The sequence below is a fragment of the Priestia sp. TRM10 genome (assembly GCF_057808375.1).
The window spans coordinates 32,445-53,593 of the sequence record NZ_JBJZOT010000012.1; the positions used below are offsets into that span (position 1 = coordinate 32,445).

A 21,149-nucleotide genomic window follows, 5' to 3' on the forward strand; every position below is an offset into this window, starting at 1 on the left:
CTTTTTCACTTTTGTTTATGATTCAGATGATTTTTATACAAAACTAAAAACTAAAATCCATTATTTGTATATTTCTGCATATAAATATACCTTATTGTTTTCTATAATGCTAGTAAACTTATAGATTAAGGAGGAAGTGGGTTGGATAAGTCATCAAAACAAAGTATTTCAGCTCCTCAAGGAGTAGCCCTATATGTGGGGGCTGTATTAGGTTCAGGAATCTTAATATTACCTGGCATAACAGCCGGAATAGCTGGAAGCCATTCATTGATAGCATGGATAGGGATGGTGTTATTAAGTATTCCACTTGCCTGTACGTTTGCCTATCCCTCTATTGAGTATCCCAGTTCAGGAGGAATCGCTACATTTGCTAATAAAGCATTTGGATATTATACAGGAGCTTTATCAGGATGGTTATTCTTCATAGTTGGAAGCTTTGGACAAATAATTGTGTCACTAACAGGAGGAATGTACATAACCTTTGCGTTCGATTTACCAGATTTCTTTGCCTACATAATAGCTGTTTTATTACTCATAATCGCTACTGTTGGGAACTATTTTGGGTTAAAGACGAGTGGTAAAGTTCAACTCGTTATCGCTGCCCTCACATTTCTCATCTTACTTTCCACCATTTTGTTATCTCTACCACACATTCAATACCATCAGTTATCTTTACGTATTAATCAAGACAACATCATGTCAGTGGGACAGTCTGCTATGTTAATATTTTGGTCTTTTTTTGGATGGGAAGCGATATCAAGTTTAGCTCCAGAATTTAAGCAACCTAGAAAGAGAAACATTATGTTCTCAACATGGGGAGCTATATGTATAGTTGGTATTTTGTATATCGGAATTGCCTTAGCTGTAGTGGGAACGCAATCCTATACACTAGAGGGGACATCAACTGAACAAGCATTAAATAATGCCTCCTTAGCCGAAGTAGTGAGGAAAGTTGTCGGTTTGAACGGTTCATGGATAACTGGAATAGTGGCTCTTACTATATGTTTAGGTACGACGAATGCATTTATTGCTGGTATTAGCCGTCTAGGCTATTCCTTAGCTCATGATAAATTAGCACCAAAATGGCTAGATAAATATGATAGTAAAAATGCTGTACCTCACAGATCTGTACTTCTAGTTGGTCTATTCTCCGTAGCCGGTGTAGTGATTAGTTTCATTTTAAATATTAGGTTAGATCAATTAGTATTAGTGCCCAATTCATTAGCTATTGCTACATATGTTATTGGTACAGCTGCAGGGGTAAAATTGATTAAGCATAAACTAGGAAAGGTATTAGCTTTCTTATCGTGCATCTTATGCTTAGCTGCTTACCCCTTTATAGGAACTTCTGTTGTTATACCTATCAGTGTAGTGATGATTTGTCTTTCATATATAACATGGAGAAAGAGGAAAGAAAAAAATCGTAATGCATCATCCAATTATAGGGGTGAAATACATGACTAGTGGTCTTTTTAGTTACTTTCTTTTAGGCATTTCCCTATCTGCACCAGTAGGTCCTATTAATGTAGCTCAAATCAATAAGGGAATAAAAAATGGATTTTGGAATGCATGGCTTGTAGGAATGGGTGCCATGATTGCTGACGTATGTATGATGCTACTCATTTATCTTGGAATAACAAGTATTTTTGAGTACGAAGGTGTCAAACTCACTATGTGGCTTTTGGGGTTTATTACGTTAAGCTATCTAGGATACGATAGTATTAGAAATGCTTCAATGAATATTTCTGAAGATATAAATACTCAAAGCAAAGAATCTTTGAGCCAATCATTTTTATCAGGCTTCTTAATTGCTATATCGAACCCGTTAAATATCGTTTTTGGGGTTGGGATTTATGGATCTATGTTAACAAGCGTTATCAATAAATTAGGAAAACAAGAAGCTATATTGTATAGTACGGCCATATTCGTAGGCATTACATGTTGGGACTTATTCATGGCTACGATTGTTCACTTCGGACGTAAACGATTAAACCTAAATATGTTAAAGTGGGTCTCCATTATAGCCGGTGTGGTCTTAATAGGTTTCGGTCTTACATTTGGATACCAAGCTATAAAGAGTATACTTTCACTTCTAAGCTAAATCTTTAATAATAGAAAATAGAAATGCACTTGTATCTGGTAACCAGCCCGTAAAAGTATATATAGAGGAAAATAAAAAGCACAAATCCGTTGTTACTGAACAGGTTTGTGCTTTTTTTACTTCCGGGAACTTATTTTATGTTAACTAAGAATGCATAAATAACTAGGGTAAAATACTTCCTAGCACAAAACACTTTAAAGATACTACTACTATGAAGCGTACTAAGTAAATTTGCTTCCCAGACAACGGTTTATCAGCATTTTCCCTTATAGCAGGATGGATGTAAAAAATGAAATAAATTTAAATTCTGATCCAAATAAAGCAGCTCTCTTCGAAATCACTTTTCCCTTTTTACAGTAGATGTTTTACTTACAGTTATATTTAATACTTTATTAAAACAAGCCCAAATCTATTTTTAGACTTGAGCCTTGTTTCAATTTTCCCCTTATAATGGTACCTAATGTTTAAGATGAGATATCCTATTTTAATACTTTTTGCTCTCTATTACTTTAGAGAAAATAGTCTTTTACATGAGAAACATATCAATTTCCCATTCTTTTGGATAATTCCATTTAAAAATCCATTCGAACAATGAATTTTCTTGTTACATTTACTGCATAATCCAACTAGCTCTTTCACTTTCTTCCTCCATCCATATTAATGGCGAATTTCTTATTTTATTATCCTACTTGAGGATATTATCGTTTAAAAAATAGATTATAATAAACAATTGGAGTGAAATGTAGTTATATCTATTCCCCCAGTTATGAGTATTTTATACCTTTATCCTCGAACGAACATGTAGTGTTAAAGGGGTTCCTTTCTCTTCCTCCTCGGTGTAGTTTAGATAAAAATTTATCAAAATCAGGAGCAAGCTGCAGAGTTCCCCACCGCATATTCTCCATATGTCTTTCCCATAGATAAACAACGGATGGATTTGTAGAACCATTTTTATAATTTAAAGCGATATAGTGATGAAAATCTCCCCATAATAAAACTATATGTGGAGGTAACCCTAGTAGCTCAATCCAATACTTTGAGGATAAAATCCCTAATCTTCGTCCCTCACTATCTATATCAATACCTTCCATGAAGTACATATTAATTGAGTTGTTGAAATAGGAATAGTGAACTTCTCCTCCATTCTGTTCTTTTAATAAGCTTATATAGGAAGAGGGAAGTTGCACTTTTAATTGGTTTTCCGCCTCTTGAATAACCCTTTCCTTTAAAGGTTCATAGGACCAGGCACTATTCTTCTTCCAGAAATCCCTTCCCGTATAATAACTTGCCTTCACCTGTAATCCTCCTCTATGTTTTGTTCCCTTTTCACTTTTATATAAAATTAGAACCCTACTTAGATCTTAAGTAAGGACCTTGTTTTTAATACCTAATAATTTTTAAAAGTGATTTCTTCAATACTAACCTTAGTAGGTCCTCCTGGGGTCAGTAGGACAACCTTTTCCCTTAAAGATCGTAGGAGTAACTGACTACCAACAGGGGATAAAAACGAAATATAACCCTCATCTGGATTAACTTGATTAGGAAAACAAATTGTAAATTGTTCTGTTTCCTGCTCTTCTTCGTATAAAAGGGTAACCTGACTTCCAATAAAAACCTGAGGTATCGAAGGAGGGAGGTCGGATTCCTGATCAAAAATCTCTAAAAGATCCTGTACACTAGACGCATACCGATTAAAAAATTGAGTGTATTCATTTATATCAGATGCGAAATAGGAGTCTACAAAACTTGCATAATTTTCTTCTAGATAAACTAACTGTTTCACAAAATTTTCTCTTAGGGGATGACAAACGTTATGGTTCATAGTAGATAACCCCCTTAGCATGACTTAAACCTTTGCAAATTTTCATTTCAAATTTCATAAAAAAACCTCCTAAACAAAAAATGAAGATTACCTAGGTAATCTTCATCACATCATAGCATATGGTGGTAGAAGTTACTATACTTCTGCTAACCTGTAGTGATTGAAGGGTTGCAGAAAGAAAAAAGATGTCAGAAGTTATCCAAATAAGGCAAGTGAAATATCTGAACAACATTTTAGAACAGGATTAACGTTTCATGTTGGGATTCATGTCGTATGAAACAGCTACCTTTATATGAAATGGCATTGAAGCCATACATATGAAGAAAAAAGGGCAAGTTCATCCACAGGTGAAGTCTATTCAAAATCAGGTTGAATTCACTCATAAGTTATTCAGAATAGCTGCTTAATCTCAAAATTAATAGGACATTACCATATTTCTATTGCATTATTTTTGAACCAGAACTATCTTTTTCCTCTATTGATTTCTTTTCTCTCTGCATGCTTATTTTTATCCATTCTCTGACCTTTTGCATCCTAGAGTCAAAAACTCTTTGTAATAAACCCGTTAGTTGGAAATCAAAAAAGTGTTGTTTCCTTATTTTTATCAATGCTTCTTCATAGGAGGAAAAACGGAGCTGTTGGAACAGAAAATAGTCCATTGTTTCTTGAATAGATATGCGATCTTTCCAACAGTTGAGTGGGACATTCGCAAATTGCCACGGTTTAAATACACCTGGATAAACAGCTTGAATAACTTGAAAAGGAGATTGTTCAAAAATATCGAAGACGCCATATAAATGATACTTTTTAAAAAAATGAAGATTCACGTGTAAAGGGATTTCTTCTATAGGAATATTCAGTTCATTTTCAATTACATGCTTAACCGCCTTAATTGCTCGATTTTTCCCTTCTTTTCCGTGCCAATATTTATGAGGGACTTGCTGAAACTCCCACGGTTTAAAGCGTCCCGGATAAGCATTTTCAATTACATCATAATAATTCCAACCATAAATCATAGCAGGTGGTTTTAGACGATGGGACCATAGTATATTTGCCTGTACTCTTACAGGAATTTCATGAATTGGAATCAATAGTCGCTCTTCAAGCAGATAACATGTCATATATCTCACATATTTTTTGCCTTCTTCTCCTGAGAAAAATTTATTGGGAAAGCGCTTTACTTTTCCATTTAAAACATCTTGATAAATTTCAACTACCCATTCTCGGCTCATTGGTTTTCCTCCCCTCTGGTAAAATTCATTACAAATCTATTATAGATAACAATGCAACTATTATATACATAGAAATTACATATTATTTTCCTCTTGAAAGGAAAGTAGAATGATTAGATTTGACCCAGACCAAACTAACTTTGTTCCCGTTTTTCATTTTGAAGATTACAATTTATACATACTTATTCTCCCTCTTTTCCCTTTCTTTTTTTTATAAAAATGTAAGCAGAGTCGGCAAAGAATAGAAGGAGAAGAAAAAAAAGAACAAATAATTCTACGACTTCCATTACACGAAAAGGGTTAACAGCCTTATACAACGCTTGAAAAATATCTGCTCCTTGAAGAATATCAATGCCTATAGATAACCCCATTAAACATCCCGTCATTAAAAGAGAAACACCTATGATTTTCATACTTATCACACTCCACTTAATAGGGTCTTCCCGTTTCTCTCATATGATACAAATTTTTTGTGGAAATTTACATAAAAATTCCTTGTATGGTTAAGGTAATAGAAACTAAAGGAAAGGTGCCTTGATTTATGCCTTCGTTTTTTAAAGACCAGAAATCAAAAAAAAACCGTCAACAGAATACTGAAAATCAACCTGATAATAATTCAGTAAAAAATATATACCGTTCCTTATCGGCTAATCTTGATACGATTAAACAGAAAACAGGAAACAGTTCAGACGTCGTGATTCGTCAATTAAAAATAGGGGAGAATTTTGATATTAAGATAGCCATTGTCTATGTAGAAGGAATTGTAGACAACCAATCTATTCAGGAGTTCTTGCTCGAATCCATAATGAAGGACGAACATAAAGAAACAGTGAATCAGCAGAACGTATTCGATTTGATTTCTGAAGATATGATCACAATTGGAAAGGTATTATCCATTGATACTTGGAATGACCTGTTTTTATCCTTATTGTCAGGCGATACCCTTATTCTAGTCGATGGAACAGACCAGGCACTGAGTGTAGATACAAAAGGTGGAGAGAGGCGGGCCATTACAGAATCAAATACTCAGATGGTAGTACGCGGTCCAAAGGAAGCCTTTACGGAGTCTATTGGAACCAACATAGCCATGATCCGTCGAATTATTAAAAACCCGGATTTATGGGTTGAATCAATGAAGATTGGTCGTGTTACCCAAACCGATGTAACTATGATGTACATGCATGGCATTGCGAATGATCAAATCATTAAAGAAATACGCCAGCGATTACATAAGATTGATATTGATAGTGTTTTAGAATCAGGGTATATTCAGCAATTTATTGAAGATCAAACATTAACTACATTTCCCACTATGTACGATACCGAAAGACCAGATATCGTGGCAGGGAATCTCCTAGAGGGACGAATTGCGATTTTCGTTGATGGAACGCCCTTCGTACTGATTGCTCCAGCTGTCTTTATCCAATTTTTCCAATCAGCCGAGGACTATTATGTTCGTTTCGATATTGCAACATCGATTCGCTTTTTACGTGTTGTTATGTTTCTTATTTCGCTTATCGCACCAGCTGCTTATGTTGCTGTGACAACGTTTCATCAGGAGATGGTCCCAACACAGCTTATCGTAGCGATTGCAGCACAAAGGGAAGCGGTCCCTTTTCCAGCCTTCGTAGAAGCGCTTCTCATGGAGGTCACCTTTGAAATCTTGCGAGAAGCAGGGGTTCGGTTACCCAAAGCTATTGGTTCAGCGGTATCGATTGTCGGCGCCCTTGTTATCGGGCAAGCTGCCGTTCAAGCTAGCATTGTATCACCAGCCATGGTTATCATTGTATCCCTAACAGCAATTGCTAATTTTGCTATACCTTCTTTTGCCATGGCCATTTCAGTTCGTTTACTCCGTTTTTTGTTTATGATATGTGCAGCGGTATTTGGTTTCTATGGCATTATTCTAGCCCTTCTTATGTTGGTCGTTCACTTATGCAGTTTACGCTCATTTGGTATTCCCTATATGGCGCCATTGGCCCCCTTTATCCCATCAAACAATGAAGATACGATTGTACGATTACCATGGTGGACTCTTAGAAAAAGACCTCGATTAATAAGTACAAATACGAAACGTGAAGGGGAGAACCAACACCCGCATCCTCCTTCATCACGCGGTATGGTGAATCGGGATATTGAAGAAGGTGACAACAATGAAACGTAAAGGGGCTTTTCTTTTATTAATGATAATGATGACCGTCTTATTAACAAGTTGTTGGAGTAAAAAGGAGTTAACAGACCTTGCTATTGTGGCAGCTGTGGGAGTAGATAAAGTGGAAGATGGACGATACAACTTAACACTTCAAGTTATCAATCCTGGGAACGTGGCTGGAGGGATGCAAGGCGGTGGAGGCGATGCACAAAATTCCCCTGTGACTGTCTATTCTATCTCGGGGAAAAATTTAGTCGAAGCAAGCAGACGGGCTTCAAGCAGAATTTCTCGGCGATTGTATTATGCACATACAAACTTAGTCATCGTTGGGGAAAGTCTTGCGAGAGAAGAGGGGATTGAGGTATTAATGGATGCGTTTGATCGAGATCCTGAATTTCGGACGACCTCCACTCTCGTTATTGCTAACCATTCAAATGCCGCAGATTTGATTAAAACATTAACTCCTGTTGATAAGATTCCAGCAAATAAAGTGCTGAAAACTTTAGAGTTCACAGAAAGACAATGGGGAGAAAATGTAAAAGTTTCACTTCAAGATGTAATGAAAGGACTTCAATCTTCCAAAGAAGAAACCGTTGTAGCTGGATTTCGTATGACGGGGAATTCTAAGCAAGCAGGGAAGTTAGAAAACATTCAAGACAGTGTGCCTGAAGCAACACTTCGAGCTTCCGGAATTGCTGTTTTGAAACAAGGAAAGTTAGTGGATTGGCTGTATGGAAAAACAGCAAGAGGAACGGTATGGATTTTAGATAAAATACAAGAAACTGCCATTAACGTTGATTGGGAAGGGAAAAAAGAAGCCATAACCTATCAAACCATTCGTCAAAAAACAGATGTGTCTGCCCAAGTGAAGAATGGTCACCCTCACATTTCGATTCATGCGCGTGTTGAAGGAGACATCAGTGAAATGGAGATACCTATTGATATCACCAATCCAAAGGTCATTACAAAAATTGAAAAATCCTTGCGAAAAGTAATTGAAGATGAGCTAAAGGAATCTATTAAACATGCACAGAAAAACAAAACAGATATCCTTGGATTCGGCGCGACCGTCCACCGTTCTAGACCAAACGAATGGAAGGAAATAAAATCAGAATGGAGCGATGTGTATTTTCCGAAATTAGATGTAGATATTACCGTGGAGGCCTATATCCGTCGTGCTGGCTTACGAAACAAGTCGTTTCTTTCAGGTTTAAAAGAAAATCAAAAGTAAAGCAAAGGAGGTACCAATTGAATGGAATGGAGAAAGCCAAAATTAGTGCCAAACAGCTCTTTATCTTAATGGTCTTATTTGAATTGGGTACTGCTATGTTAGTGCCCCTCGCTATGAGGGCGAAGCAGGATGCCTGGCTGGCGATTTTACTTGGAATGATAGGCAGTTTAGCTCTATTTTTAGTCTATTATAAACTTTATTGGTATTATCCTGATCTTCTGCCTACAGAATACATGCAAAAAATCTTAGGTAAGGTGATGGGAACAGTACTTGCCTTTATCTACATTCTTTACTTTATGTATGATGCTTCAAGGATTCTACGCGATTTTGGTGAAATGCTGTTAACCTTTGCCTACCCTGAAACTCCTTTATTTATTGGGAATGGGTTATTAATACTTGTCATTATTTATACCATCAGAAAAGGAATAGAGGTCATAGCTCGATCAGGGGAACTACTTTTTATCTTGATGTATATCCTAGCGATCTCTGGATTTATTTTGATTGTGGTCTCGGGTTTAATCGATTTTACCAACTTGCAACCTGTACTAGAAGAAGGGCTAATACCAACCTTAAAAGTTACATTATCTGAAACCTTATATTTTCCATTTACTGAAGCTATTGTGTTTACGATGATTTTACCATATTTGAATGAGCCTAAGAAGGCAAAGGTGACGATGTTATGTGCAACCGGATTAAGTGGGATCAACTTGGTGATTACGATGCTTATTAATGTAAGTGTGCTTGGGGTGGATCTGACTGCGCGTTCACAATTCCCTCTTCTTAGTACTGTACAAAGTATCCAAGTCGCTGACTTTTTAGAACGTCTTGATGTGTTTTTTATGCTTTCCATGGTAATCGGTATTTTCTTTAAGATTAGTGTGTTATTTTATGCAGTTGTCATAGGTACAGCTAACTTATTTAAGATTAAATCACCTTCACGGCTGTCGTATCCTTTAGGCATAGTCATTCTATTTCTGTCTACTATAATTGCGAGTAATTTTCAAGAACATCTCTATGAAGGGCTAAAAATAGCACCGTTTATTCATATTCCTCTCTTCAGTATTATTCCTCCTCTCCTTCTTCTTATTGCTTTTTTTAAAACCAGGAAGAAGCAAAGAGAATAATAAGGTTTATAAGAGGGAGGGTACAATATGAGTGGAGTTAAAATCGAAATAGAGCGATGCGTACTCTCCAAAATTAAATGTATACCTCACAGAAAAGGAGAAGCAGCTGGCTCACAATATAAATCGTTGCTTTTGAGCATAAAAGAGAATTAAAAGTGAGAAAAAGGAGGGGCAAGGTGAATGGAAAAAGCCAAAATTAGTGCCAGTCAGCTCTTTATTTTAATGGTACTATTTGAACTCGGTAGTTCTTTACTAGTACCCCTTGCCATGGATGCAAAACAGGATGCTTGGCTTGCGATTCTATGTGGAATGGTAGGCAGTTTAGTTCTATTTTTAGTCTATTATAAACTTCATTGGTATTATCCCGACCTCTTGCCTATAGAGTACATGCAAAAACTTCTAGGGAAAGTGATAGGAACAGTACTTGCCTTTGTCTACATCCTTTACTTTATGTATGATGCATCAAGAATTTTACGTGATTTTGGCGAGATGTTACTAACTTTCGCCTATCCTGATACGCCTTTATTTATCGCAAACGCTTTATTAATGCTTATCATTATTTATATGGTTCGAAGAGGAATTGAAGTTATAGCGCGTTCTGCAGAGCTCCTCTTTATATTGATGTACATCCTTGCGGTCGCTGGATTTATTCTCATTGTGAGTTCTGGTTTAATTGATTTTACTAACTTACAACCGGTACTAGAAGAAGGGATGTTACCGGTCTTGAAAATTGCATTTACTCAAACTTTATATTTCCCGTTTGCAGAAGCTATTGTGTTTACAATGATTCTGCCTTATTTAAATAATCCTAAGAAGGCAAAAGTAACCATGTTATGTGCAACAGGATTAAGTGGTATCAATTTGGTGATTACGATGATCATTAATGTTAGTGTGCTTGGGGTGGATTTGACAGCACGTTCACAATTCCCTCTTCTTAGCACTGTACAAAGCATCCAGGTTGCTGATTTCTTGGAACGTCTTGATGTATTTTTTATGATTGCCTTGGTAATTGGTATTTTTTTTAAGATTAGCGTGTTGGTTTATGCAGCTGTCATAGGCACGGCCAGTTTATTTAAAATTGAATCGCCTTCACGACTATCGTATCCTTTAGGCATAGCTATTCTTTTCTTATCCATCACGATTGCGAGCAATTACCAAGAACATATCCGTGAGGGACTGAAGATAGCAATTTTTGTTCTACATATTCCTCTCTTCGTGCTCCTTCCTCTCCTTCTTCTTCTTGTTGCTTTCTTGAAAAATAGGAAGAAGAGAGAATAATGACTCTTTTTGTCGAAAACGAAATTATTATTGGTGAATTTAGGATTTAAACTAATGATAATAAACAAAATGTAGAAAGGTTTATAATAAATAAACTTTCCAATAATTAGGTGTCCGGGATACAATTAAAAAAATACCATTCTCTTTATACAAACGATGAGGTGATTTTTATGTATACTTGGTTTTATGATCATTTCGTTAACACTGTCCTTTTCCCACTTACCTGTTTAGTACTGGTTACCATTACTTTAAGCACGTATGCATACTTTAAATTGAAGAAAATAAATAAACAGTAGTTCACAGGAATATTTGATTGCTAAAATAACTACCGAACTTTCTTCTTTGAAATTTAGTTATGATTAGGGAGAGAAGCTACTAATAGAAATAATAATTCAATATCAGAATGATTTTTCACTCTCAAAAATCAATTTTTGTTTTGCTTTTAAACACGAATAACTATCTAAAAAATACTATTCTGTATTCAGATTAAGGTTGGCATTATCAAATGATATGATCTCAGCATTGATTGAAGGAACATAATATTATCCAAAGTATGTCTCGTAAGCGTAAATATTTAGATAACGCGGGGATAGAAAACTTCTTCGGTTTATTAAAATCAGAGTTGTTTTATCTTCAAGAGTTTAATAGTATAGAGCATTTTAAACAAGAATTAGAGTCTTATATTTTCTATTACATTCACAAAAGAACTAAAACCAAACTAAAAGGATTGATTCCTGTAGAATGCAGAATTCAATCCTCATCAGCTGCTTAAATAAACCTCTAACTTTGTGGGTTCACTTCACTCCAAGCAGTAGTTTTTCTGTTTTTACTCTGTATAAGATAGTTATTTTTAGTTCATATAATGTTGCTTTCAGGAAGTGAAAAAGAGCATATCCATTCAGTTATAATGAACTGGCTCTTTTTTGTATCACTTTTCAATTTTACGAATCCATTTGTAATAGCACACCACCATAATAAGTAAAAAGGGATAGACGAACAAGGAATACCGTAATCTCCACCACCCATGATGAAAATATCCCCATGGTTCAGATAACAAAGCGATGGCTTCATAAAGCAGTATACCTATAGACCAGCAACCTACATATATCATTCGTTTACAAAGAGAGGAACCAAACGGGTATCCATTTAGAAACATCATATTTACAGGTGGAATCAATATAGTCAATGCAAGAATGGACTTCAAATCAATCGCTTGAGAAAAGTACCAATACCCATCATATTTTCCAGCTACATATAGGTCAACAAGTCCTTGAAGGGCTATAGTAAACATCCAAAGATGTACGATTTGATTTCGTGTTAATCGTGTATTGGTTGTAAAGGCTACCGTATTAAAAAGAGTAATAGCTAATAGAAGACCTATCATAGTAAAAATCCTTTTCAAAAAGTAACGTCTCTTCAGACATCTCATATCTTCGGCTCACAGCGAAAGAATTGAATATAAACCTCTTCTTATATTGTATTTATATCTTCTCACTATCAGGAAGTAATATGGCTTACTTTTCAGTCTTATGGCACATTAGACCTTTTATGGAGACTTGTAATAAATTTACCTAATAATACTCCGGTAACTATACCAGGAACGACAAGAAGTATTGGGAGCCAAACGGGCCCAATCAGGAGCCCAAAGAGCCTAAAATGTGAAGAGTATATACATCCAACAGTCACAAAATAAGCACAAAATACAAAAGGTAAAAAAGAATATTTTCCTTTCCCGCCACCTGCATCTTTACAAGCATCCCACATGGCAAAGAAGTATAAACATGGATAAAACAGTAACCATTGATAATCAGCTTGTTCAATCGCTTCTTTTATGTCTCCCTGAAAACTTAAAATAATTATGATGTTAAAATGACCTTTAACATTAATTAGAAATTCTAAAAACACAAACACAATACCTTTTATAAGTTTACCATTTAGAAATTGACCGAATCCTGGGAGTGCAATACTCCATAACAATGCTTCTTTATTGTTCGCCACATCGCTCTATTCCTTTTTAAAATTATTTTCGACTAGCTTTCAATTGGAAGTTGTTCAAGCTGTTCCAATTATATCTTAAATCCTGTCATACGCTTTTGGCGGTGATTCCAACCAACCTTTATCAATTAAGATATTGATACCGTCGTCAACAAATAGGCCAATGTTCATAAGAGTTCTTATATATAAGAAATCAATATCTCTTCTTGCTGTTACCGCCAGTGAGTTTCCGAATGACCTTATCTTCATGGCAAACATATCTACTTTATGGAACAGCATAATTTTGTCGGAAAAAGGTGGATATGTAGAGGTTGTAACCAAATGGTTTAGGTACGCCGGTGATTGAATGTGCTCAATATGAAGTTTTTCCTTATACTGCTTTAGCGATTTATCAGTCATGTCTAAACCCCGTTTAAACAAAGCCTTTATCTTTTGATCTTGAACGATCTGATGAAATCCCGATAGTAATGTCATACTTGTTACGTTATTCTCAATATTATCCCAAAGATGTATGATTTCTAATGCCTGTAATGGTCGGATATCTCCCATAAAACCCTTTAAGTAACTTTGTTTATCAATTTTATCAATTCCATCTGGTGTGGGAATGATAGGAGGTTGCGCAATGAATTTTTTGTTCATTAAAACACTATTAATTTGTCCTAAAAAGATGGTCGTACATTGATTACAATAAATAAAAAACTCCCTTATATCTTCCCGCATGACCAATGGAACGGCTACTGCGTAAAGACTCATACCTGCCTTAGCAGCATATTTTAAATAGTGAACGTAAAATTCATCTGCGTATAAACGGGGAGCTCCAAGATTTACATCATCTTTAGTAAATCCAATAGGGATAGGAAAACTTTCATTTTTAAAAACTCCCTCTATCCTCTGTGTGAAATCCTTTGATAAGGCTAAACCATTTTCCAATAGAAACCTAATATCTTCATCCTCGCAATGTTGAAGAAAATAACTTAAAATTTGAATGGACATACTGTTTCCCATATAGGTAGCCCAAAGTTTACCCATTTCAAAAGACGTTAAAGATTGAGTCTCGTCTGATATTTTTGGATTTATATTGAGTGGTTTTAACACATTCATTGGATTTAAATCTTTATCGGTGGTCATAACCAATCTCCTTTTCCCGCATTTTTGCTTATGATAACCCTTGGAAAAAAATTAATTCTAACAAATCTGAACTTTAATTTATAACGGCAATGAAAAGACTGCTGAAACGGTCATTTTCTTCTCCTATTGATATAGAGGATTAATCTGTTGAAAAAATCTTCTTCTGCCATATGTGATAAAAGTAAATCACAAAGGAAAGTCCATAAATGACTAATGCATATTGCCAAAACGTAATATTCTTATATTTCGCAACACCTAATAAACTTAATAAGGGCAACATGATAAAACTCATCACAATATCCATAATCAAATTGACAACGGTATACCATAAAAAATTATGGGATGTTAATCTAAAGATCCAAAAGGTTCCAACTGCGAAAATCCCATAGGCAAAGCTTACGTCAGTCATATATCCCCATGGGACAATATACGCTTCGATAACCCACCAGTTATATATATAGGCGATTTGAAAGATAATTGTCATTAAGAAACAAGTAAAAATGGTGACAGGCATAAACCTTTTTATTGTCGTTGAGCTAGCAAAGAACAAAGTAAACCAAGGGAGGATTAAAAAAATAAATAAAATAATTTTTGCTGTCATAAAGCCAAACCCTCCAATCCTTTTCCATCATCATTCAATTTTATTGTTTCAATCGAATACAAAGTTATTCAAGCTTACTCTTAGTTTCCAGGGTGTTTATTAGCAGGATAGAAAAGAGTTTTCAATTAAAGGTTTTTGTAGCTGAATTATTTCATCGTATCTTTTTTATTGGTTAGTTGTTCTTTATCTATTGTTGGAGGGGGTTGCTCCATCCAGGCATGATCAATCATGAGCTCGGCTCCATCTTTAGCATATAGAGCAATTTCAAGCGCTAATCGTTCATAATTTAAAATCAGATCGTTTCTTTGACTCGCAGCTGCTGCCGTGGCATAATTTCCTGATCCTGCGGCACTCATAAAAGCCATATGAAACATCGTTAATTTATCCGAAAATGGCGGTGTTGTTGAATTGGTAATGGCAACATCTGATGAAACAGGTGGTTGTATATCATTTTCAAGAAGAATTTTTGTAAAGATATCCACATGCTTTTTGGAAATATCCCGACCTCTTAACATCCATTTTTGAATTCTTTCTCTTGGTGAGGTTTGAGCAAAACTAATGGCTAACTTTGTGCCCATAATGTTGGTTTGGATATTCATGAATAAATGTGATATTTCCACAGCATTTAAAGGTCTCTGTTTACTAAAAATAGAAAATCCACTTAGATATTCTCTAGCGTCTACATAATCGGTTTGAGTTGGATAAGGAATATAAGGCGCTCTAACAAATAATCCTTTTGAAAGAGCCACTTTTGAGCTACGCTCGTATAGTTCTGATGTTTCGTTTAAACCTTCTCTGTAATAAGCCCTCATATCCTCTCTAGCACTCATGGAAATAAATCCCCCATATCCGAGTAACCCGATTTTAGCCATATGATTGATATATATCAGCATAAAAGGATCTGTATAAAGAGCAGGGGCATTCAAATTAACATCGTCATCATAAGTAAATCCTGTTGGAAGTGGAATTTGCTCCTTTTGAAAAATCGTTGTTAATTTTTCTAAATGAGTAGATGAAAGATCATAAGAAAATTGGATAATCGACTTAATTTCTTCATCTTGTACATGTTTTAAAAAATAACCTAAAACACATTTGGACATACTATCATTCATATAGCTAGTCCATATCGAAGCTATTTCAGATGAAGTTAATTTTGCTTGATATTCAGTCATAGTGGATGAACCTCCAAAGAATATTTTTTATGGGATGAATATATTCTTTGTTTAAAAACTGGATAATATGACAGAAGCCAGGGAAAGAATTTTCCTTTGGCTTCTGTCATATTTTAATTTATGGATAGAAATGATAGATATTCTGAACACAGAGTACATAATAAAAGGAAATTTCATAAAACACCGCAATTGAGGCATTTTGAAGAGAAGGATACCTCTAAACCTCTCTTTTTTAAATCGGCATAAAAGGAGGCATAAGAAAATAAAAGTAACGAACACTGGTTTATTTAATATGAAGTAATATTTATTCTTACTTAATTCTTTTAAGATAAGTCGGTTTATTCAATCTTAAGTTTCTTCTTTTGATTTCGTCATAAATGATTTGTCTAAGTTCATCATTGAGATCTTGCTCAACCACCTGATGGTACAATCTTATCAACACATTATTTGGCGTAAAAAACCACGGGGACATCATTATTTTCCATCACCTTTATAGATATTAACGGTATGCAGTTCGTTAGTTTTATCATTAAACGCCTATTCAGTTAATATACAACACTTTTTATCCAATAAACTCATGGTTCAATAACAACAAGTTTGCGCTTTTTATTTTTGTTTATATTTAGATTTACACGCTTTTTAATTTTTTTGAAATTATGAGGGATGATAAGTCTTAAAGGAGGGATGGGATATGAAGAAAAGTCTTCTTATGGTTAGCATCTTCATTTTACTTTTTTTACTAGTAGCTTGTATGAAATGACCGGAAACCTTCTATAAATAATAATCATCCCCATAACAAAGACTGCCCAGTACCCATTAGTATATAATGTAATGAAATTGGTATGTCCTTAATCGAATAAGGGAGCCATAACCTATCTTTTTAAACCAATCCATCACTATGTATACAAAAAAGGAATCCACCGTTATATTAGTGACCATATAGCTAAAAAAATGACCATAGATGAATTTGAAAATCCATAGACTTCTCACTATAAAATGTCCAAATATAAGTGGTATGTCCCCTAAAAGCTTAGGATGAAGCCTTCTATAAAACCCAAATAACTTTTTTATGAGCTATAAAGCTTTCTCCTAATGCTAAAAGATTAATACCTAAAGAAGATAGGAAAAACTTTTTAAATGTTTGTTTTCCTAGGAGTGAAAGCGAAAACCAAGGAACGATTAACATTCCGATTAAACAAAGTTCATAGCGTTTTATTTCACAAACATTCTTATCCTAAAAACAGCATTTTATTTATAAAATTTTATATCTTGAGCAAACTACTCAAGATATGATGTAGCACCCCTAAGACATCTCATTTTGTAACAGAAAAACCTACTGTACATGGTGAACTGCACACCGATTGTTAGATACAATCTAACAATCGGTGTGCAGTTCACCTTTAAGCAGTAGGTTTTTCTATTTTCAGACTGTATCTGACATCCAAATTTATTTGAGATAAAGCATTGTATTTCATTTTTTAATAGCATAACTTTTTATCGACATTGTAACTCCAAAGTAAGTGATTAAATGTTACAGTAAATAGTCCTTTAAAGATTGCTGTAGTGTTCCTTTGGTTACAGCCTTTTGATTGAAATTAATGCCAAGGTGAATCATCTCTCTTACCAGTTCCGGTCTCAATCCGGTTATAACCGTTTCACATCCCATCATAGTAATACCCTCCAGTACTTTATGAAAATGATCGATAACGACCTCATCCATATCGGTAATACCTGATAAATCCATGATTAACGTATGAATACGAGTTCTTGCAATATCATTCAGTACTTTTTCTTCAATGATGTCCATACGATGCGAATCAATGATTCCTATTAAAGGGAGAATGGCAACAGTAGGACTAATAGGGATAATTGGTACAGATAGATGTTCCACATTTTTTCTTTGCCTATAGATTAATTCGTCTTTAAAGTCAGAATATCTTAGGAAAAAGGTGTTTAGAAACTGATCAATGTTGTTATTAATTTGTTCCTCTAACTCAAAAAAATCTTTCCTAATGCTAGGTAAGTTGAATTCAGATTGGTATTCATAAATGGTTTTCCATAATGTTCTTCTTATCGCCTGAACCCATTCAAGCTTAAATGCTAAAGTAAGGGAATGCTGCGCCCAGGCAACCCCTTCCTGTTTTGCGAATGCAACAATATCTTGGTGGTTGTTTTCTAAGATATAAACGACTAATTTTTCAGCATTCTTTAAGAGATCAATATTACCTTGTCTTAGAATATCGTGAATAACCTCTGCTACATTTACGGCTTCTGATAACAACTTCTGTTGAAAAACTTCTCTCTTATCCTTAACATAGTGAATCATATCTTGAATATCATGACTACCATTCCTCATTTAACATACTCCTTTCAAAATAAATCATCCAACTTATGAACTATAATGTAGGACCTTATTTTTATAATATAATTAAGGTAGATTATATGACAACTATGTGGAGGGAGTTGGAATAACCTTACGGTAATTCTGTAATTCGGCAACGTAACTTAAGTATAAAAAATACTACCAATTTTAATATGCTCCTATACTAATAAAAGGTTCTGACAACAGGATTTTCAATTGAATACTATTCCAAATCATCCCTTAATTTAAATGATTGAAATTTCTTTTAGGTAATGCTGTATTACATTATGTATATTATATCTTGATAGTGCGTTCAAGTATTCCTAAACCTTATTCTGAAGGTATTGATTAAGATGACTAATACCTTTAGATCTCTATGAAATTATATTATCTTTAATATGAAACTTGTTCTGGTTGTACAATTTCATATTCACCTTCTGCATACTCTTGCTCCGCATAATGGCCTCCCCATTGACAGAGCTCCTGCAATATAGGTTTAAGAGATTCTCCAAGTTCAGTGGATGAATATTCAACCTTCGGCGGTACTTGATTATACATCTTTCTGCTCACAAGTCCACTGGCTTCAAGCTCTCTAAGTGTTTGAATCAGCATTTTCTGAGTTATATTTGGGATAATGCGCTTTAATTCACTCGTTCTCTTTGGTCCATTCATTAAAAAGTATAATACAAGGCCTTTCCATTTTCCTCCAATAACTTCCTTTGTCACTTCAAACCCACAGCTAAATTTTTTCATGTCTAAAGCTCTCCATTCCACATTTATTACTTTTTAGTTACTATATCACAAAAAAGTGGGTACTTCCGATAATGTGCTTACTGAAGGATACTATATCTTGTAAGTTGTTCTTCAAGTACTTAAAGGTACTAGACATAAAATAAAATTAATTCTAAAGGAGTGTTAAGTATGGGTAAATTTGAAGGTAAAATAGCGCTTGTAACGGGTGGAACAAGTGGGATTGGTCTTGCTACAGCACAAAAATTTGTAAACGAAGGTGCATATGTTTATATCACAGGACGTAGACAAAACGAACTTGATAAAGCTGTTAACCAAATTGGCAAGAACGTAACCGGTGTTCAAGGTGATATTTCTAAGCTTGAAGACTTAGACAAACTATATGACATTATAAAGCAGGAAAAAGGTAAGTTGGACATTCTTTTTGCTAATGCAGGCACCGGCAACTTCCTTCCATTAGGTGAAATTACTGAAGAGCAGGTTGATAGAACGTTCGACATTAACGTTAAAGGCACCATCTTTACTGTTCAAAAAGCGTTATCACTATTCCCGGACAAAGTAGGTTCTATTATTGTAACGGGCTCTACTGCTGGATCAATTGGCAACCCAGCGTTTAGTGTATATGGAGCATCTAAAGCAGCATTAAGAGCACTAGTTCGCAATTGGATTCTTGACCTAAAAGGTACTGAAATCCGTGTAAATGTGGTTAGTCCAGGAAGTATTCTTACACCTGCATACGATGAGCTTTTTGGTGATGCACTTGAAGGAGTAATGGAAAATAGCAGAAATACTGTTCCAGCTGGAAAAGTTGGGACACCTGAAGAAGTAGCAAACGCTGTATCTTTCCTTGCTTCAGACGAAAGCAGTTACTTGACGGGTGTTGAATTGTTCGTAGATGGCGGGCTAGCACAGGTATAATTTCACTGCGCAGAGATTACAAATAGTCCCCAAAAAAGGTTAATGGGGATTTACTTGAAGAAGTCGTATAAACAAGTCGTTTTCCTTAAAGGACAGGGAATTCGACTTTTTTATGTTTGAATTTGATTAACGTTGTAAATTCGCATTTTCCTGGGGCTACCACTAAACGACCTGTAAAAAAGATTACTTTGTGGATAAATGTACTTAAAGTAACGGGGGCTTTAGTTTAATACACCAAATTAAAAAATCGGTTCCTAAACGTTGTAAAGGAATCGATTTTTTTATGCTCTATTTAGCTTAACGTTAAGGAAATTCCCATATAAAAAGCCTAATTCTCATTTAAAATTGAGAAATATTAAGATGACTTAGTTTAAAGCATGCATTTGTACACTATTTTTTGGAATAGATCATTCGTCTTATCATAGTTCATATAGAAACATTTAATACTTAGGTTTCTAAAAAATACATTTAGTATACTAAATATTTCCTGCGGTTTATCAGTTATTGAACTATAGAAGCCTGTTACTCCAGGAGGAAGATTCATTAAATGACTCCTTTCAAAATATTTATATGTAGGAAGCATTTAATTCTACTTTATATAAAACATGTTAACAGTAGAAAAAAGCACAAACCTATTTAACAAAGTGGTTTGGGTCTTTTTTCCTGATACGAAGGCTTATAATGATAACATCCATTAATTAACTTTATAATCCATAAAAGGTGAATATAAACAGATAGTTCGCAAAGAGGACGTCCGTAAAAGTGTACTTTTACGGACTGTTGTTTTCATATTTATGAATAATAAAAAAAGCAGCCTAGGTATTAATAGGCTGCTTTTTTATTAATTATTTACCTGTTTCTGAGAAACGTTGAATACGTTCTGCAATTTCATCACGTACACGCTGGAAGAAGGCCCATTTCTCTTCATCTGTTCCTTCTGCTTTTGCTGGATCATCGAACCCCCAATGTTCACGTTTTACGTGAGGAGGTGTCATCGGACATTTATCAGCTGCATCTCCGCATAGAGTCACCACTAAATCTGCATTGTTTAGGATTTCAGGATCAATGATATCAGAGGTTTGATCTGAAATATCGATATCAGCTTCTTTCATCGCTTTAACCGCATTGGGATTAAGACCATGCGCTTCAATGCCAGCGCTATATACATTCCATTCATTAGAATCTAAATATTTTTTTGCCCAACCTTCTGCCATTTGACTACGGCAGGAGTTTCCTGTACATAAGAAATAAAGTGTTTTTTTAGACATGTGTCAAATCTCCTT

The 21,149-nt window shown here is 34.9% G+C and carries 21 protein-coding genes and 2 pseudogenes; 10 read left to right on the forward strand and 13 right to left on the reverse strand.

The features are described from left to right. Positions 1–141 precede the first annotated feature (141 nt). Positions 142–1,464 carry an APC family permease gene (locus ACK3CR_RS10795; protein ID WP_488975361.1) on the forward strand — a complete coding sequence of 441 codons (1,323 nt, stop codon included), beginning with the start codon at positions 142–144 and terminating at the stop codon, positions 1,462–1,464. Further along, entirely contained in the window at positions 1,457–2,101 is a 645-nt protein-coding gene (locus ACK3CR_RS10800; protein WP_488975362.1) for a LysE family transporter, read from the forward strand. Before ACK3CR_RS10795 ends, ACK3CR_RS10800 begins: the two co-directional genes overlap by 8 nt. Before the next feature lie 764 nt (positions 2,102–2,865). Here ACK3CR_RS10800 and ACK3CR_RS10805 read toward each other — a convergent pair. Together ACK3CR_RS10805 and ACK3CR_RS10810 are read right to left on the reverse strand one after the other, a co-directional pair. Next, positions 2,866–3,396, reverse strand: a complete 531-nt coding sequence (locus tag ACK3CR_RS10805; protein ID WP_488975364.1) for an SMI1/KNR4 family protein — start codon at positions 3,394–3,396, stop codon at positions 2,866–2,868. Between the two features lie 92 nt (positions 3,397–3,488). After that, positions 3,489–3,923, reverse strand: a complete 435-nt coding sequence (locus tag ACK3CR_RS10810; protein WP_488975365.1) for a GreA/GreB family elongation factor — start codon at positions 3,921–3,923, stop codon at positions 3,489–3,491. A 173-nt stretch (positions 3,924–4,096) separates the two neighbouring features. On the opposite strand from ACK3CR_RS10810, the pseudogene ACK3CR_RS10815 reads away from it, so the two are divergent. Further along, positions 4,097–4,330 (forward strand): annotated as a pseudogene (locus ACK3CR_RS10815) (IS6 family transposase); the annotation flags it as partial. A 30-nt stretch (positions 4,331–4,360) separates the two neighbouring features. Here ACK3CR_RS10815 and ACK3CR_RS10820 read toward each other — a convergent pair. Both ACK3CR_RS10820 and ACK3CR_RS10825 read right to left on the reverse strand, forming a co-directional pair. Continuing rightward, complete coding sequence (locus ACK3CR_RS10820) at positions 4,361–5,155, reverse strand: DUF4046 domain-containing protein (RefSeq protein WP_488975366.1); 795 nt, start codon at positions 5,153–5,155, stop codon at positions 4,361–4,363. A 182-nt stretch (positions 5,156–5,337) separates the two neighbouring features. After that, the gene (locus tag ACK3CR_RS10825) at positions 5,338–5,568 is read right to left on the reverse strand and encodes a YczF family membrane protein (RefSeq protein ID WP_488975367.1); all 231 of its coding nucleotides are present in this window, start codon (positions 5,566–5,568) and stop codon (positions 5,338–5,340) included. A gap of 128 nt (positions 5,569–5,696) precedes the next feature. On the opposite strand from ACK3CR_RS10825, the gene ACK3CR_RS10830 reads away from it, so the two are divergent. The 6 genes and pseudogenes from ACK3CR_RS10830 to ACK3CR_RS10855 form a co-directional block, all read left to right on the forward strand. After that, positions 5,697–7,319, forward strand: a complete 1,623-nt coding sequence (locus ACK3CR_RS10830) for a spore germination protein (RefSeq protein ID WP_488975369.1) — start codon at positions 5,697–5,699, stop codon at positions 7,317–7,319. Further along, on the forward strand, positions 7,309–8,538 hold the full coding sequence (locus tag ACK3CR_RS10835) for a Ger(x)C family spore germination protein (RefSeq protein WP_488975370.1): 1,230 nt from the start codon (positions 7,309–7,311) through the stop codon (positions 8,536–8,538). The genes ACK3CR_RS10830 and ACK3CR_RS10835 overlap by 11 nt, the downstream gene beginning before the upstream one ends. 26 nt (positions 8,539–8,564) lie before the next feature. Then, positions 8,565–9,662, forward strand: a complete 1,098-nt coding sequence (locus ACK3CR_RS10840; protein WP_488975445.1) for a GerAB/ArcD/ProY family transporter — start codon at positions 8,565–8,567, stop codon at positions 9,660–9,662. 27 nt (positions 9,663–9,689) lie between these two features. Beyond that, entirely contained in the window at positions 9,690–9,815 is a 126-nt protein-coding gene (locus ACK3CR_RS10845; RefSeq protein ID WP_488975371.1) for a hypothetical protein, read from the forward strand. A 27-nt stretch (positions 9,816–9,842) separates the two neighbouring features. Next, complete coding sequence (locus ACK3CR_RS10850; RefSeq protein WP_488975372.1) at positions 9,843–10,940, forward strand: GerAB/ArcD/ProY family transporter; 1,098 nt, start codon at positions 9,843–9,845, stop codon at positions 10,938–10,940. A 526-nt stretch (positions 10,941–11,466) separates the two neighbouring features. Further along, positions 11,467–11,712: pseudogene (locus tag ACK3CR_RS10855) on the forward strand (IS3 family transposase); the annotation flags it as partial. A gap of 156 nt (positions 11,713–11,868) precedes the next feature. Here the strand turns inward: ACK3CR_RS10855 and ACK3CR_RS10860 are convergent. The 8 genes from ACK3CR_RS10860 to ACK3CR_RS10895 all read right to left on the reverse strand — a co-directional run bounded on the left by ACK3CR_RS10860 (position 11,869) and on the right by ACK3CR_RS10895 (position 18,951). Next, on the reverse strand, positions 11,869–12,324 hold the full coding sequence (locus ACK3CR_RS10860; RefSeq protein ID WP_488975446.1) for a hypothetical protein: 456 nt from the start codon (positions 12,322–12,324) through the stop codon (positions 11,869–11,871). A gap of 143 nt (positions 12,325–12,467) precedes the next feature. Continuing rightward, positions 12,468–12,938 (reverse strand): hypothetical protein, encoded by a 471-nt coding sequence (locus ACK3CR_RS10865; RefSeq protein ID WP_488975373.1) that lies wholly within the window; start codon positions 12,936–12,938, stop codon positions 12,468–12,470. A 75-nt stretch (positions 12,939–13,013) separates the two neighbouring features. Continuing rightward, positions 13,014–14,063 carry a DUF3231 family protein gene (locus ACK3CR_RS10870; RefSeq protein WP_488975375.1) on the reverse strand — a complete coding sequence of 350 codons (1,050 nt, stop codon included), beginning with the start codon at positions 14,061–14,063 and terminating at the stop codon, positions 13,014–13,016. Between the two features lie 139 nt (positions 14,064–14,202). Continuing rightward, the gene (locus ACK3CR_RS10875; protein ID WP_488975376.1) at positions 14,203–14,664 is read right to left on the reverse strand and encodes a hypothetical protein; all 462 of its coding nucleotides are present in this window, start codon (positions 14,662–14,664) and stop codon (positions 14,203–14,205) included. A 146-nt stretch (positions 14,665–14,810) separates the two neighbouring features. After that, entirely contained in the window at positions 14,811–15,836 is a 1,026-nt protein-coding gene (locus tag ACK3CR_RS10880) for a DUF3231 family protein (RefSeq protein ID WP_488975377.1), read from the reverse strand. A gap of 310 nt (positions 15,837–16,146) precedes the next feature. After that, positions 16,147–16,311 carry a sporulation histidine kinase inhibitor Sda gene (gene sda / locus ACK3CR_RS10885; RefSeq protein ID WP_410914548.1) on the reverse strand — a complete coding sequence of 55 codons (165 nt, stop codon included), beginning with the start codon at positions 16,309–16,311 and terminating at the stop codon, positions 16,147–16,149. Positions 16,312–17,367: 1,056 nt separating this feature from the next. Then, complete coding sequence (locus ACK3CR_RS10890) at positions 17,368–18,192, reverse strand: STAS domain-containing protein (protein WP_488975378.1); 825 nt, start codon at positions 18,190–18,192, stop codon at positions 17,368–17,370. Positions 18,193–18,591: 399 nt separating this feature from the next. Continuing rightward, a complete protein-coding gene (locus ACK3CR_RS10895; RefSeq protein WP_050614601.1) occupies positions 18,592–18,951 on the reverse strand; it encodes a winged helix-turn-helix transcriptional regulator in 360 nt (119 codons plus the stop codon). Positions 18,952–19,119: 168 nt separating this feature from the next. Between ACK3CR_RS10895 and ACK3CR_RS10900 the strand changes: the two genes are divergently transcribed. After that, the gene (locus ACK3CR_RS10900; protein ID WP_488975379.1) at positions 19,120–19,866 is read left to right on the forward strand and encodes an SDR family NAD(P)-dependent oxidoreductase; all 747 of its coding nucleotides are present in this window, start codon (positions 19,120–19,122) and stop codon (positions 19,864–19,866) included. Between the two features lie 845 nt (positions 19,867–20,711). Here ACK3CR_RS10900 and arsC read toward each other — a convergent pair. Further along, complete coding sequence (arsC, locus tag ACK3CR_RS10905; RefSeq protein ID WP_488975380.1) at positions 20,712–21,134, reverse strand: arsenate reductase (thioredoxin); 423 nt, start codon at positions 21,132–21,134, stop codon at positions 20,712–20,714. Positions 21,135–21,149 lie beyond the last annotated feature (15 nt).

Bases quoted from the DNA above. Each gene is read 5' to 3' on its own strand.
- ACK3CR_RS10800 (WP_488975362.1), top strand. From the start codon at position 1,457: ATGACTAGTGGTCTTTTTAGTTACTTTCTTTTAGGCATTTCCCTATCT.
- ACK3CR_RS10810 (WP_488975365.1), bottom strand. From the start codon at position 3,923: ATGAACCATAACGTTTGTCATCCCCTAAGAGAAAATTTTGTGAAACAG.
- ACK3CR_RS10820 (WP_488975366.1), bottom strand. From the start codon at position 5,155: ATGAGCCGAGAATGGGTAGTTGAAATTTATCAAGATGTTTTAAATGGA.
- ACK3CR_RS10825 (WP_488975367.1), bottom strand. From the start codon at position 5,568: ATGAAAATCATAGGTGTTTCTCTTTTAATGACGGGATGTTTAATGGGG.
- ACK3CR_RS10830 (WP_488975369.1), top strand. From the start codon at position 5,697: ATGCCTTCGTTTTTTAAAGACCAGAAATCAAAAAAAAACCGTCAACAG.
- ACK3CR_RS10835 (WP_488975370.1), top strand. From the start codon at position 7,309: ATGAAACGTAAAGGGGCTTTTCTTTTATTAATGATAATGATGACCGTC.
- ACK3CR_RS10840 (WP_488975445.1), top strand. From the start codon at position 8,565: ATGGAGAAAGCCAAAATTAGTGCCAAACAGCTCTTTATCTTAATGGTC.
- ACK3CR_RS10845 (WP_488975371.1), top strand. From the start codon at position 9,690: ATGAGTGGAGTTAAAATCGAAATAGAGCGATGCGTACTCTCCAAAATT.
- ACK3CR_RS10850 (WP_488975372.1), top strand. From the start codon at position 9,843: ATGGAAAAAGCCAAAATTAGTGCCAGTCAGCTCTTTATTTTAATGGTA.
- ACK3CR_RS10860 (WP_488975446.1), bottom strand. From the start codon at position 12,324: ATGATAGGTCTTCTATTAGCTATTACTCTTTTTAATACGGTAGCCTTT.
- ACK3CR_RS10870 (WP_488975375.1), bottom strand. From the start codon at position 14,063: ATGACCACCGATAAAGATTTAAATCCAATGAATGTGTTAAAACCACTC.
- ACK3CR_RS10875 (WP_488975376.1), bottom strand. From the start codon at position 14,664: ATGACAGCAAAAATTATTTTATTTATTTTTTTAATCCTCCCTTGGTTT.
- ACK3CR_RS10880 (WP_488975377.1), bottom strand. From the start codon at position 15,836: ATGACTGAATATCAAGCAAAATTAACTTCATCTGAAATAGCTTCGATA.
- sda (WP_410914548.1), bottom strand. From the start codon at position 16,311: ATGATGTCCCCGTGGTTTTTTACGCCAAATAATGTGTTGATAAGATTG.
- ACK3CR_RS10890 (WP_488975378.1), bottom strand. From the start codon at position 18,192: ATGAGGAATGGTAGTCATGATATTCAAGATATGATTCACTATGTTAAG.
- ACK3CR_RS10895 (WP_050614601.1), bottom strand. From the start codon at position 18,951: ATGAAAAAATTTAGCTGTGGGTTTGAAGTGACAAAGGAAGTTATTGGA.
- ACK3CR_RS10900 (WP_488975379.1), top strand. From the start codon at position 19,120: ATGGGTAAATTTGAAGGTAAAATAGCGCTTGTAACGGGTGGAACAAGT.
- arsC (WP_488975380.1), bottom strand. From the start codon at position 21,134: ATGTCTAAAAAAACACTTTATTTCTTATGTACAGGAAACTCCTGCCGT.